Source organism: Spirosoma agri (assembly GCF_010747415.1).
Taxonomy (GTDB): Bacteria; Bacteroidota; Bacteroidia; order Cytophagales; family Spirosomataceae; genus Spirosoma; species Spirosoma agri.
This window is the reverse complement of sequence record NZ_JAAGNZ010000002.1, coordinates 1,259,614-1,273,298: the sequence shown is the minus strand read 5'-3', so window position 1 is coordinate 1,273,298 and position 13,685 is coordinate 1,259,614. Positions and strand designations below refer to the sequence as shown.

The window sequence follows — 13,685 nt, the reverse complement described above, 5'->3', positions numbered from 1 at the left end:
ATCTGCCGATATACTTACGTTAGCAGAACCGCCGAAAACCAGCAACGGAACGGTTCACGTACTCACCTACGGACTGAACCAAAGCGACTGCCAACCCGCTATTCTGAGGCTCTACGTCGTCATTGACAAAGGCATTTGCCTACTTATTAGTAAGTAACCAAATCGCCTACTTACCAATAAGTACATGTTACCAATTTTCCCGTTAAGTAATTTTATATACCAAAAAACTGTAAACTACAGCCCATTAACGTTACATTAGTGTTACATGGCGAAAGCCGAAGACATACCTAATTAATCATCATGAGAACAGTACTGGCTCTACTCATCTTTGCGGGCGCCCTCATTTATTGTGTCCAGCCACCACCGCCAAATGCTTTGCAGATTCGCTATCAGGGGCAAACCAGGCTGGTTCGTCATCCGCAGCCATCGCAATTTTCAGAAGGGCAGTTGATCCGCTATCGGACAGAAACAGGTGAATTCATAGAAGCCACGGTATTAGGTCCTGTCAGTGTCAACTACCCATTAACGGATGACACACTGAGTGCTAAAGAGCAGATCGCCAACATACAGCATGAAGGACCGGTATACGCAACGCGTAACGAACAACAACGCAGCCGAACGGTCGGCCTGCATTGAACGTCAGTTGTTCTTCGCAAGAACGTATGATCGATGAACTGGCCAGCTGTCCCACGACGAAAACCTGACCTAGACGCATGGGCTTTGTTGATACTCCGCCATAAACCACACCACCCTGTGAAGGGATTGATCCGATGAAAGATTACTGGATAAGGGGGTGAAATCAAAAAAAGCCCGGCGCAATACGTCCGAGCTTTTTTGCTTTTACCTCTTTATCTAGGCGGCTAAGCCTAAATACTTACGGAATCCCTTAGATCCTCAATGATAAATATACTTATCAGTCATACAAATTGTTTTGTAATACGACTCTGAGTATACGTTCATCACGAAGCGGAGCTGCGTAAACTGGTTAAATACATGCATTTACAAAAATTTATAGAAACAACAAAAACACCTTGCAGCGCAGGATAAGCTACTAAACGTCCTCGACTATAGCTGGGCTCTGCTCAAGATTGAGGGGAAGGCGGACGTGGCTCTGCCGGATAAGGTTCTCTTCGAGGGCGGGGCTGGAAAAACCGTCCGCAAGCAAGTACTCCCGCGTACCGAATTACGTACCATTCTCCATCCATTCATCGGTATTGTCTACGCCTAGGGGTCAAGGTCAACGTCCTGTTCTTCGACAACCGGCCCGGCAGCATTGAGCAGCGGGGCCGTGACTTCTGGGTGTTTTCCGGTCTGTGCAACGGCATGAACATGGTTGATAGCTTCCGGCTGCGCTGGCAAGACGTGAATCTATCCAGTAACATGCTGGCAGCGTTGGCTTCGGTTCATTCTTGTAAAATAGACTAACCACAGGAACGGACAACGAGTACAATAATGACCAGCAGGATAGCCAGGCCCCCTGCCAGCAGTTTGGACTTAAACTTCTCGCTGCCTTTGTCCAGTGATTTCAGGTACCGGTAAGCCGCGTTGAGCCCCCGCTTTTTGTAGAGATCGTTGACCGACGCGGGAACGCGGAGCCGGGCCTTGTCAAACCGCCCGGATTCGTAGTCTTCGTAGAACTGGGCTTGTACCTGTTGCTCGTCGAAGAAGTCGGTTTCTATCTGTTCTTCAAAGCCGGCGTTGAACTCGTTGACGGGTTTCCACCGATGGCCACACGTCAGACAGTGGTTTTCGATATTGTTGTTACTCGGCAGATGGTTTATTTCTTCCTCATCGGTAACAGCAATACTGGCCGTATCCTCATTAAACCCACGTTGCTGCGCACGAATCTGGGTTGATCCGCATTTGGGACACTCAATTGGGCTATTCATTCAGTTGGTTAGATCGGCCGATGGCGTTTAGACTAATTAGATAACAGATACACCGGGCAGTTTGATTTACGTCGAAGCTTCGAAAATACCCGTAATGCCTGCCGGGGATTCTGTCATCACAAATTTACTGCCGTTGATCGTGACCGAGCTTTGCGTAGCATTGGGGTCAGCCACCAGGGCCATCGCGAGGTTGATCGTGCTGCCTGATTTCGATAAGGTTGCTTTATCAGGGTCTAAGGTGAAAAGGTTTTCATTAACCTGTTTCAGTTAGCTCTCGATTGCTACTCAGCCCGGCTCTGAGGCATCAGCAGGCTCCCAAAGCTCAATAATATTATCCTCCGGATCGAGCACGTGTACGAACTTGCCGTAGTCGTATTCGGCAATTTCATCGACAACCCTCACGCTATTACGCTTTAATTCCTCAACCAGGGCTACCAGGTTCTCTACCCGGTAGTTAATCATGAAGGGCTTGGTCGATGGCTTGAAATAGTCGCTGTTCTTAGGGAACGTACTCCAAGACGTAGAGCCTTTTTTAGAAGGGTCCTCCGTCTGCCGCCATTCGAAGGTCGTGCCGTACTCGCCGGCCGGTAAGCCCAGATTTTTGGCGTACCAATCGTTCATGGCCTTCGGATCCTCACATTGAAAGAATATGCCGCCCAGGCCCGTTACTTTTTTCATGGTGATAACTAGGTTAGTAAAGCTGGTTACAGATCAACCGACGGGGGCGTTGGTCGCTGCTGGGTGCCACCCCAGCGCCGGTATTCTGAATCCAGGAAAGGCTGTAACGTCAGCTTATTTACTGTGGCGCTGTAATTCGCCACGTAATGCTCGGCCACATAGGGCCAGTTGGCTTTGCGCCAGGCGGGCTGGTCTGTCCTGGCTTTATAGAGGGTATAGGCCGACTCGCTGCTCCAGATTCCCACGCTGTTACAAGGGGTAGCCGTGCACTCGGCCACGACAAACATCTGCACCGCCTGCTTGATGTTATCCACCTGCGTGTTGCTTGAATCGATTAGGATCTCATAATTGCTACCCCTGCCGGACTGGGTATGCTGTAGGATCGTGTAGTACGTATTTACCAGCTCACCAGGTGTTATGTCAACGGCGGTTGTAGTGGATTCAGTGGCCGGTACGGTTACCGTCTCGGTTTTGGGTTTCTGGTTACAGCCGTACAACACCAGCACTGTAAGAAGGGTAACGAGTCGGTTCATGAAGGTATAATTTAGAGAAAAGATTATCGTGTATCTCCTTTGCAGTTTTCAACATTTTGCAAAGGACTACTTATGAGGTATTCACTTTTCGACTACTCATAATGCGAAATAGGTGGCATGAATCGTCCTACTTAACACTCAGACTGTGAGCAACTTGCTTTGGGACGTATTAACAATTAGGTGAATATAAATCCAATTGTCAACTTTATTCATGCGTCGTCATGAAATCATCAGTCATCAGTAGGAACGAATTACGTACTGACTACCTGGCAAAATAGGGCACATAGGCCGTTCTGCCGTCAATAACCGACTCTTGAGTAAGGCTGCCCTATGGATTGCTCGAAGTGGGGCTCCGTGGCGGGATTTACCAGAGCGGTTTGGTCCGTGGAAACGCTCCGATTATTTATGGACGGTTAAAGAAGGACAGATTCAATTTGTATTCCAAAAACATGACCGTTGTGAATCAGGTAAACGGTTCAGTTGGCCTATGTACAGTTACCAAAGTAGACAGCAAAGAAGTAGAAGGTACCCTCTATTTTGATGCTTATAATGACAGAACCCAGAAAATAAGTGTAACAAACGGAAGCTTCCGGATAAAATTCTATTGATCTATTTTACACTAATCTCCCGAATTTAGACTGGTAATCGTGGCGGATAGCTAGTTAGATTATCTCCTTTGGCTAAATAAAGCTATGTGGCTGTAGTCACAAACTATAGTTTAGCGTGGACCAAATCAGCAGATTCGTTATGATAAATTTCCGCAAAATAACTGCCTCCCTGTTTCTTGGGATAGGCGCGCTGCTTTTGTCCAGCTAGGCACAGGCACAGTTTCAGGTGAATGTGAATGGCAATTACGCAGCATCAACTTCAGCAGGATCTTCTTTCTCCGATGGTCAATGGGGGGGAGGAGCTACGCTACGCTATTATGTCAAACCAAACCTTGCTATTGGATTAAACGGTCGGTATTTCATGAAGGATTATGCGTCTAGTGTCAATGTATATCCCACTCCGGGATCTGCTATATCGATTAAAGCCTCTACGAATCTTCTCATGGTAACAGGTCAAGCCGAGTACTTTTTCTCCGAGTCAGCTTTGCGGCCCTACGTTGGCGTAGAGGCTGGCTTGTACAGAACCGCTGCTACCCTTGAAATTAGCAATGGGTATAATAGCGAAAAGGCATCAGACAACGCTAGCAATTTTGGCGTAGCACCAAAGGTTGGTTTACAGTATGCCCTTTCACCGGCCATTGGCATAAATGTCGATGCGGGATATCACATCGTTTTTGATGATGGTGAAACCGGAAAGCTGCTTTTGTTGGGGGCAGGAGTCTTCTTTACTTTTGGCCAGCGGTAGTTAAACCAACAACAGCATACCCAGCAATGGCCAGTATCACTGTGGGTCATTGCTGGGTATTGTGCTTATGAAAGGTCACTCGCTTTATACACTCAAAAAAGCCCGGCTCAAGATGACAAGGCGTTTTTGTAAAATCAGATCTACTTTCTTATCCCTGCTTACTTCTTATCGGCTAGCTGCTTCACCAGCTGCTTCAACTCGTCAATCTGAGCCTGCTGCTGCTTAGCTGCCTTCTCCAGCTGGATGCTATACAGGGTCAGTTCCTCGATCTTGGCTAATAGTTTCGCGTCGGTCTTGTGGAGATCATTGCCCTGCTCGACCATCTCTTTAGCCGATGCTACACCGGGCAGGTGTTCATGCTCTTGAATGTACTGCTCAACCTCAGCCAGGGGTTGCAATGCATAACCCGGTTTGAAGACGTAATCGCTCCAGTCTGAGGTATTCTTGACGGCTACCTTCACTTTTTCAGCCAATAAACCCTGCCCCACAAATAGACTGTAGCCTGTTGGGGTCTTATCCACTCCCTGCCCAATAACGATTGATTCGCCTTGAGTACTTTGTAAGAACGAGCCTTTCCGCTGCCAGAGCGCATCGTTAACGCCTTCCCGAGTTGAGCCGCTCAGGGTACCTAAAATCACATTGCCAGCGCCGTCTACCGTGAGAAATTTGGTCAGGCCTGCCACGATGGCCGTGTTGTTACTGGTTAGGTTTTCTAAACGTAATCCGGAGGTGCCCGACACGCCCGTTGTGATGTGTAACTTGGCCGAGGGTGCCCCCGTGCCAATCCCGACGTTGGCATTGGCTCCTAATACAATACTGTTGCTCTGGCTCACACGAGCTCTTGCTCCAATAGCGGTGGCATTGGTCAAGTTGGGGGTGTTAGGAGTAACATCAGCCGCAAAGCCAATGAAGACGTTCTCATCGTTACGGCTTTCTACACCCGCGAAACGGCCAATGGCCACGTTGTGAGTGCCTGTACTGTTGCGCAGTAGTGAGCCATCGCCAATGGCCGTATTGCCCAGGCCAGTGGTGGTGGTACTGCCCGACGCGTTACCCATGAACAGGTTGTATGAACTGGTAGTGTTGTAGCCTGCTTGTTGACCTAGGAACAAGTTACCCGTACCGGTGGAGTTGGTGTAGCCAGCCGCGCTGCCAATAAAGACGTTCGCCTGACCAGTGGTAGTCGTGAATCCACTCTGGTAGCCCAAAAACGTATTTGCCCCCGCCGTTGTGTTGTTATAGCCTGACTGATAGCCTAAAAACGTGTTACCAGAGACGACATTACTATAGCCAGCTTGGAAGCCAATAGCCGTATTATTGTCACTATTCGCATTACGAAAGCCTGCAAGACCACCGAGATATACATTGTTGCTACCAGTTACATTTTGTTGTCCCGCCTGAACACCTATAAGCGTATTGCCCGCCCCATTTTCGTTACTAACGCCAGCGAATGAACCGACCATGATATTTGCATAGCCTGTTGTATTTCTAGATGCGGACTCATGGCCAATGAAGATATTGTCACTACCAGTTGTATTAAATGAGCCTGCACTAGAGCCTAGGAAAGCATTATTACTTCCTGTTGTATTATTAGCGCCTGCACCATAGCCAATAAATGAATTGGAAGATCCCGTTGTGTTGGCAAATCCTGCAAAAGGGCCTACTAGGGTATTTAGATCCCCCGGTGTACTTGAGTTGGGTGTATTTGCAACATAATTGCTAGGTTGAGCCAATAGTGGCGTACTCAGCAACAAAAGACACAAAAGGATACTTGGTTTCATAAGAATCTAGGTTGGTTTACAGGTTTAAAAGACAATCGCGATCAAGCTCGGGAGTGGGAATGATCTATGTAACACGAACACTCAACTAAAGGTAACCCCCTGCGCTCCTCTATCAGCAGAGCCTGGTTCGTGTTGCGTGTAATTTTACTATTCGGTATACTTGGTTGACACGTTACAAGAGCCGGATCTGCTTGTTTGCCCGTCTGAAGTTGGGGACTATACCACAACAGAAACGCCCGGCTCAAGATGACCAGGCGGTTTGCAAAATCAAATTTGATTCTTCACCACTCACTTCTTGCCCACTAGCTGCTTGACTAGTTGCTTTAACTCGTCGATCTCTGCCTGATGCTTCTTGTCGTTTGCCTGTAGCTGCTTCTCCAGCTGAATGCTATACAGGGTCAATTCCTCAATCTTTTCCAACAGTTTCGCGTCGGTCTTGTGGAGATCATTGCCCTGCTCGACCATCTCTTTAGCCGAAGGAATGCCGGGCAGATGCTCATGCTCTTGAATGTACTGCTCAACCTCAGCCAGTGGCTGTAATGCATAACCCGGCTTGAAGACGTAATCACTCCAGTCTGAGGTATTCTTGACGGCCACCTTCACTTTTTCAGCCAATAAACCCTGCCCCACAAATAGACTGTAGCCTGTTGGGGTCTTATCGACCTTCGAGCCAATCACAATTGATTCTCCGTTCTGACTCTGTAAGAACGAGCCTTTCCGCTGCCAGAGCGCTTCCACTGCGCCCTCCCGAGCCGAGCCGCTCAGACTACCCAGAATCACATTACCCGCTCCATCGACGGTGAGAAATTTGGTTTGTCCTCCGGTAGCGGTAGAACTGATGGGTAGATTCTCTAAGCGTAAACCAGACGTATTGGCTGTACCTGTGGTGATGTGAAGCTTAGCCGTGGGGGCTCCGTTGCCAATACCTACGTTGGCATTGGCTCCTAATACAATACTGTTGCTCTGACTGACCCGGGCCCGAGCGCCAATAGCAGTGGCGTTAGTGAGGTTGGGAGTGTTAGGGGTAACATCAGCCGCAAAGCCAATAAAGACGTTCTCATCGTTACGACTTTCTACACCCGCAAAACGACCAATGGCCACATTATGGATACCCGTGTTGTTGCGCAGCAGCGAGCCATCACCGATGGCCGTGTTGCCTAAACCGGTGGTAGTATTGCTACCTGAGCTATTGCCCATGAACAAGTTATAACTGGCCGTCGTATTCTGCCCACCCGCTTGTTGGCCTAAAAACAAATTGCCCTGACCAGTAGTATTAGCCAGGCCAGCCTGACTACCCAAAAACACATTGTATCCCCCTGACTGGTTATTTTGTCCGGCCTGGTTGCCAATAAAGGTATTTCCATCACCATTGTTGTTAAGGCCCGTACTGGCTCCAACAAAAGTGTTTAGCGATGACTGAATACCAGAGCTTCCAGATATGGCTCCTAGATAAGTATTATTGCTACCAGTTATGTTGCGAACGCCCGCTCCGTACCCAAAATACGCGTTGTTGGAACCAGTTTGGTTATTATTACCTGCATTGAATCCTACAAACGCATTGTTAGAACCGCTTGTGTTGAAATAACCTGACATATACCCTATATAAGTGTTATAGCTACCTGATGTAGTGCCACTGCCTGCTGCTACTCCGACCAAGGTGTTGTAAATACCAGGGGAAGATGCATTAGCCATAGTAGCCACGTAGTTAGTTTGTTGCGCCGTTGCTGATAGGAAAGTAGCTAATAGAAGAAATACTGTGAAGTAGATTAGTTTCATAAAATGATTAGATGATTTGAGGTCAATATGACAACCAAAAGTAAGGGTTAAAGTGTAACAGCTTGAAGCCGATAAGTATATTTAACAACAAAAACGCCCGGCTCAAGATGACCAGGCGTTTGTTTTCAATCCACACTATAAGTAAGCTTTTTCTATTCACAGAAACCGCAGCAGTAAACCCGAAGGCGCGACTAAGTTGATAAAAACGAAGAAGCCAAACCCTATAAGAGCCCGGCTTGCTTGTCTATCTTGTTACTTTATCCAAGACAAATATAATACATTGTTACCCATTAGTTTATCAACTTTCAATTAAAGGCCCTTTTCCCGGTAGATAGGATTATTAAATTTATTATTCGGATACTAAACAAATGTTTATATTTACATTTCTATCTTGTCTTGTCCATTGAGCCGGCCTACCGAAAGGTGGTTCGGCTCTCTTATTTTACGGGTAGACGACACAAAAATACTCAGCCGAAAGCGCAGCCGGGTATTCCGCTTCTATCGACACCCTGATAGCGTGTCGCTACCAGATATCGTTCGGCTCGCCGAGGCAAGAGCAGTATCATTGTGAATCGCAGTTGAAAATTCCAGTTCAATTTCATCGAGCCTACTCTGTTTATGATAGCGGCTCATGGTAAATTGGTATCATCGATACTTGACCAGCATCGCTACGTTGACCTCACAGAACACACAGAAGTGATTGACTTAATCGGTCAGTCATTTTGGTAAATTTTTACTATAACAGCGGCCTTTCATGGTTTCGCTGTAGTAAAAATATACTTCATTGCAGGCAACAATTTTAGCCAGAAAGTAAGCTTTCAAAGCTTCGAACTATCAGTCTTAAGCAGGACGTTCAGCCAATTATAATAGATGTTTACCCACTCGGCGAAGTAGCGATGAAACTCGGCATCAGTATGTGTTGCCAGATCATTAAGGTAAACAAACCGGGTATCACGCTGACAGAATTAACAGTCGCTGATACTTCTTAGTATAGACTTCGTGGGGGCAATGTAGGCGACTTTGCAGGCGAGCGGAAATAAAAAAAGCCGTTACATATAGCGTAACGGCCTGATTAGTAGGTGATCCCGAAGCGACTCGAACGCTTGACCGTCTGCTTAGAAGGCAGATGCTCTATCCAACTGAGCTACAGGACCAAAGAAAACTGTTTACAATTTCAAGTTGAAAAGTCTGCCGTTCATATAATCAACTACAGACCTTTACATAACCGGTATGACAGAATTTATAGCCGTCCACACCGACATATATACGCCAAAAGTACGCTGATCGCTACTCTTTTACAAAACATATCGATACCAATTTGCGATTCCTGCACCCAGCGGCCTGTTTTAAACGCATGCGTTGGCTTCACTATCAGCTTTTTGACACTCAATGGCTGTTACTCTTAGTGCTTTATCGACTGGTTTACGAGTAGTATTCTATCCTTCTCTCCGAGGACTTTCTCGTCACTGGCTATTCTGTTTCTCGTCGATCCAGAACCGGTTATCAAAAAGAAGAATAACCTACTTTGGCAGTGGTTCATGCCCAGCTGTCGTCCCTAAATTCGTTGAGCACCCCACAAATTTAGCTTTTGTGCACAGCTACTCTGTTCGTGTTTTTCGTCAATCTCACTGGTCATTATCATCGTCAGCGCACTAGACAAATTGCTTTTTATAGGCAATACATGAAACAAAGTGACATAGTTTTAGTACATTTAAGTGAACTTATGTTACTACGTTATGTCCATCTTAGTCTTCTCGTGTATCTGCCCGGATGGCTGTCCCCAGGAATGTAGCTATGGATGTCAGGACCTAGAATCGTGTCTTGAAGCATTAACCACGTTTGCTGGGTCGGGGTGGCAGTTTACCAAAATAGTGCTGATAGAGAATAAGCGGTCTATTTTATTACCCGTCGAAGCCTTCGATGGCAGATCGATTCGGGCACCCCTAGAAGCGCTCCGACGCGAGTGGGAGCAGATTTTGGCGTAGCTGGCAAGAGGTCCAGCCAACATCTATTGACCAAAACACAACAGTCACAAAACACAAGCATTCCAGTGGTAATCCGGCCAGTCAATAAGGTTATGCTTTTGACTGGCCCTATTGACAAACAAGGAATGAGCGTCCATTTTGCCCTGATTACAAGCTTCGTGTTTGTTCCTACTCATACGTTCAGTACTTACTCCGGTCGTAGCAGGGCACTATAGAAAAAATACTTAGTAAACAAATAGAGCCTTCTACTGGTTAACCGATGTTTTTAAATTTTTTTAATTTTTGAGTCTATTTAAAAAAAAATATTATTATTGCATTAAGTTTCTTTAATCTCCTATCTAACAATTTTTTCTATGGTGAAAGATATACTTAAGCTCGTAATCATATTGTTGGTTATAAGCACTCCCGTGTTGGCACAGACCATATCGGGCAGGGTTACCGGCGGCACTGATGCGCAACCCCTCCCCGGTGTTTCCATTGTCGTGAAGGGCAGTACGTTGGGTACAATCACAGATGCTAACGGTAAGTACTCAATCAAAGCTGCCCAAAACAGAACGCTCGTCTTCTCCTTCATCGGCTACAAAACCAAGGAAGTAATCGTAACAAACACCTCGACGGTCGATGTGTTGCTGGACGAAGATGCGTCGACCATCAATGAAGTCGTTGTAACTGCGTTTGGTATCAAGAAGGAAGAGCGTGCACTGGGTTATGCTACCGCCGTTGTCAACAACGATGCGCTCGTTAAAACCGCATCGCCAAACTTTGCTACGGCACTCTACGGAAAAGCGCCGGGTGTTATGATCAACGCTACGCCGGGTGGTGCAACCAGCGCGGTAAGCATCAGCATCCGTGGTCTGTCGTCCATTACGGGGAATACACAACCGCTAATCGTGATGGATGGTATCCCCATTCGGAACGGTGAAGTGCGGAACAACGATTACTGGGGCGATCAGCGGATTCGGGGTAACGGTCTACTCGATCTGAACCCAGCCGATATCGAAAACATTTCGATTCTGAAAGGGGCTTCGGCCGCTGCGCTCTACGGCTCTGAAGCCGTTAACGGTGTGGTCTTGGTGACAACCAAAACCGGTAAAGGCAAAAAAGGACTGGGTGTCGATTTCAGCGCCAGCTACAGCGTTGACAAAATCGCGTACCTGCCCCGTTACCAGAACGTCAGAGGTCCGGGGTATATGCTGAACTACGCCAACGGTGGTCAGGATGCCAACGGATTTATCTACTACGATACGGATGGCGACGGCAAAGGCGATACGCGTGGACTGCTTGGGGCAACGGTTAACTTCGGGCCCAAGTTCGATGGGCAACCCGTCATGTCATTTGATGGTGTTATCCGGCCTTATTCGCCGTCGGGCAATAGCTATGCCGATCTGTTCCAGAACGCGCACAGTGCCAACATCAACCTGGCTGTATCCAAGTCGTCGGAGAATTCTACCCTGCGTTTTTCGTACACTCGTCAGGACAACGGTATGATCAGCTACGGGGCCAAGAACGAAAAGAACATCATGAACCTGAACGCCAGCTTCAATGCCAACAAGAAGCTGAAAACGGATCTGATGGTTAACTACGTCAACCAGTATACGCACAACCGTCCCTATAAAGTGGATCGCATGATCAATAGCTTTTCGGGAATGATGAACCGATTCGAGTCAGCCGACTGGTACGCTAATAAATACCAGACGAGCCTGGGTTACAAGTACGTAACGGGAACTAACCAGAGTTTGACCCCGAATGAGAACATCATCCGGAACGGTTTCAAAGGGGACATCGGTGATTACATGTGGAGCACCCGTGCCAATACCTACGACGAATACAGCAACCGCATCATCGCCAGCATCACCCAGAACTGGCAGATCACGGACGAACTGTCATTACGCGGTCGGGTTGGAACGGACTTCACCTCGGAACGTCTTGAAGACAAGCAACGTAGCTCTATTCCACTGGCATTCGGCTATTCAGGATACTTTGCCATGAGCAATAACCTGTATAGCAACGTGTACACGGACGTTTTGCTGAACTACACCAAAAAGGTAAACGATGACATAACGGTTTCGGCCAGAGGAGGCTACACAGCCAACAAGATGCTGAATACGTTGATGAAGCGGGAAACAAACGGTGGCTTGAGCACCGAGAACTTCTTCGACATATCGGCTTCGGCGAACACGCCAGGCGGTAGCAATAGCCGCGACCGCTACGTTCGGGATGCCTTCCTGGGTACGCTGAACTTCGATTACAAGAACTTCTTCTTTGTTGAAGGAACCATCCGGAGAGACCGTACCTCGACACTCGCCAAAGGAAACAACGCTTTCGTATACCCATCGGTCAATACGAGCCTTGTCCTGAGCGACATATTCCGGTTGCCAACCGTTGTTGATTACGCTAAACTACGAGGTTCGTGGGGTATCGTGGGTAACTATCCGATTATCTACAGAGCCAACAATGCCTACAACCAGGGAAGCCTGAGCGTGCAGCAAGCGGGTGGAAGCTCGGTATTGTATACCAACATCAGCAGTGACTACGGTAACGACAAAATTCGGCCCGAACAAAAGCGCGAGTTTGAGTTTGGCTTCGAAGCCCGACTGTTTAAAAGACGGTTAGGCATCGATCTGTCGTACTACAACGCACAGATTGTTGATCAGATCTTACCCCTGACGATTGCTGCCAGCTCGGGTGCCAAAACCATTCTGGCCAACATCGGTACGCTGCGGAACCAGGGTCTGGAGCTGGCTCTGAACATGTCGCTGCTAAAAAGTGCTGATGTCAACGGACTGAACTGGGATATGACGCTGAACCTGGCCAAAAACAGCAACAAAGTTGAGAAACTGGCGAACAATTCGACTGAACTGTTACACGCTGATTACGACGGTAACGCAGCGCAGTTGCGTTCTGTTGTCGGGCAGCCGATGGGCGATATTTATGTACACGGTATCCTGAAAGATGCTAGTGGACGCGATGTTGTTGGGCCGAACGGCCTCTACCAACTGGATGGTGCTAACTGGATCAAAGCGGGTAACTCCATGCCAAAACTGACCGGTGGTTTGCTCAATAACTTCAGCTATAAAGGCTTCAATCTGGACGTTGTGGTTGATTTCCGCTATGGTGGCTCGATCATGCCGACCGGTATCAACTGGATGACCTCACGTGGTCTGACCGAAGAAAGCCTGAACGCGATGGATGCCGAACACGGTGGTCTTCGCTACTACAAAGATGCCAACGGCAAAGGCGTTCAGACAACGGCTGCTGCCGGACCGAAAGGTGAAGTGGTCTACAACGACGGGATGCTGATGAACGGCGTACTGGCATCGGGCGAAGCAAACACCAATGTTATCTCGCAGGCTACGTACTACAACAGTACCTACAACTGGGGTGGCCCTCAGTACGGCAACGCGCGTTACGAGTTGTACGTGAAAGAGAATACCTATGTCAAAATGAGAGAGATCTCGTTGGGCTACCGGATTCCGGCCAGCATCACCCGTAAGATCGGTACGCAGAATCTGACCCTGTCGGTGTTTGGTCGTAACCTGTTCTTCTTCTACAGAACCATCAAAGATCTGGATGCTGAACAAACCAACGTCGGTACGAGATGGTCAGACAACATCAACAATGCTGGCAACAACCCATCGTTCCGCACTATGGGGGTAATGCTACGGGCCAGCTTCTAACCTTATGACAATC

At 47.8% G+C, this 13,685-nt stretch carries 8 protein-coding genes, 1 tRNA gene and 2 pseudogenes; 4 read left to right on the top strand and 7 right to left on the bottom strand.

Annotated features, from left to right (window positions below; genetic code table 11):
* Window positions 1-300 precede the first annotated feature (300 nt).
* Window positions 301-636, top strand: coding sequence for a hypothetical protein (locus GK091_RS21900; protein ID WP_164041993.1), 336 nt, complete (start codon window positions 301-303; stop codon window positions 634-636).
* A 588-nt stretch (window positions 637-1,224) separates the two neighbouring features.
* Here the strand turns inward: GK091_RS21900 and GK091_RS29865 are convergent.
* From GK091_RS29865 to GK091_RS21885, 4 genes are all read right to left on the bottom strand, one after another.
* Window positions 1,225-1,359, bottom strand: a complete 135-nt coding sequence (locus tag GK091_RS29865) for a hypothetical protein (RefSeq protein ID WP_262889206.1) — start codon at window positions 1,357-1,359, stop codon at window positions 1,225-1,227.
* 62 nt (window positions 1,360-1,421) lie between these two features.
* Window positions 1,422-1,889 (bottom strand): hypothetical protein, encoded by a 468-nt coding sequence (locus GK091_RS21895; RefSeq protein WP_164041992.1) that lies wholly within the window; start codon window positions 1,887-1,889, stop codon window positions 1,422-1,424.
* A gap of 285 nt (window positions 1,890-2,174) precedes the next feature.
* On the bottom strand, window positions 2,175-2,567 hold the full coding sequence (locus GK091_RS21890; RefSeq protein WP_164041991.1) for a VOC family protein: 393 nt from the start codon (window positions 2,565-2,567) through the stop codon (window positions 2,175-2,177).
* A gap of 26 nt (window positions 2,568-2,593) precedes the next feature.
* Window positions 2,594-3,100, bottom strand: a complete 507-nt coding sequence (locus GK091_RS21885; protein ID WP_164041990.1) for a hypothetical protein — start codon at window positions 3,098-3,100, stop codon at window positions 2,594-2,596.
* Between the two features lie 262 nt (window positions 3,101-3,362).
* Here GK091_RS21885 and GK091_RS29650 point away from each other — a divergent pair.
* Window positions 3,363-3,488: pseudogene (locus GK091_RS29650) on the top strand (transposase); the annotation flags it as partial.
* A 443-nt stretch (window positions 3,489-3,931) separates the two neighbouring features.
* Window positions 3,932-4,453, top strand: a pseudogene (locus GK091_RS21875) (outer membrane beta-barrel protein); the annotation flags it as partial.
* Window positions 4,454-4,611: 158 nt separating this feature from the next.
* On the opposite strand, the gene GK091_RS21870 reads toward GK091_RS21875, so the two are convergent.
* From GK091_RS21870 to GK091_RS21860, 3 genes are all read right to left on the bottom strand, one after another.
* Window positions 4,612-5,916, bottom strand: coding sequence for a TMF family protein (locus GK091_RS21870; protein ID WP_246202354.1), 1,305 nt, complete (start codon window positions 5,914-5,916; stop codon window positions 4,612-4,614).
* Window positions 5,917-6,522: 606 nt separating this feature from the next.
* Window positions 6,523-7,926: an autotransporter outer membrane beta-barrel domain-containing protein gene (locus tag GK091_RS21865; RefSeq protein ID WP_246202353.1), complete on the bottom strand. Its 1,404-nt coding sequence runs from the start codon at window positions 7,924-7,926 to the stop codon at window positions 6,523-6,525.
* Window positions 7,927-9,090: 1,164 nt separating this feature from the next.
* Window positions 9,091-9,164 (bottom strand) — tRNA-Arg (locus GK091_RS21860).
* A gap of 1,184 nt (window positions 9,165-10,348) precedes the next feature.
* Between GK091_RS21860 and GK091_RS21855 the strand changes: the two genes are divergently transcribed.
* A complete protein-coding gene (locus GK091_RS21855; RefSeq protein ID WP_164041985.1) occupies window positions 10,349-13,672 on the top strand; it encodes a SusC/RagA family TonB-linked outer membrane protein in 3,324 nt (1,107 codons plus the stop codon).
* The last annotated feature ends 13 nt before the right edge of the window (window positions 13,673-13,685 follow it).

What these genes read in the sequence shown, in the direction of transcription:
- GK091_RS21900 (WP_164041993.1), top strand. Translation starts at nt 301, where the DNA reads ATGAGAACAGTACTGGCTCTACTCATCTTTGCGGGCGCCCTCATTTAT.
- GK091_RS21895 (WP_164041992.1), bottom strand. Translation starts at nt 1,889, where the DNA reads ATGAATAGCCCAATTGAGTGTCCCAAATGCGGATCAACCCAGATTCGT.
- GK091_RS21890 (WP_164041991.1), bottom strand. Translation starts at nt 2,567, where the DNA reads ATGAAAAAAGTAACGGGCCTGGGCGGCATATTCTTTCAATGTGAGGAT.
- GK091_RS21885 (WP_164041990.1), bottom strand. Translation starts at nt 3,100, where the DNA reads ATGAACCGACTCGTTACCCTTCTTACAGTGCTGGTGTTGTACGGCTGT.
- GK091_RS21870 (WP_246202354.1), bottom strand. Translation starts at nt 5,916, where the DNA reads ATGGTCGGTTCATTCGCTGGCGTTAGTAACGAAAATGGGGCGGGCAAT.
- GK091_RS21865 (WP_246202353.1), bottom strand. Translation starts at nt 7,926, where the DNA reads ATGGCTAATGCATCTTCCCCTGGTATTTACAACACCTTGGTCGGAGTA.
- GK091_RS21855 (WP_164041985.1), top strand. Translation starts at nt 10,349, where the DNA reads ATGGTGAAAGATATACTTAAGCTCGTAATCATATTGTTGGTTATAAGC.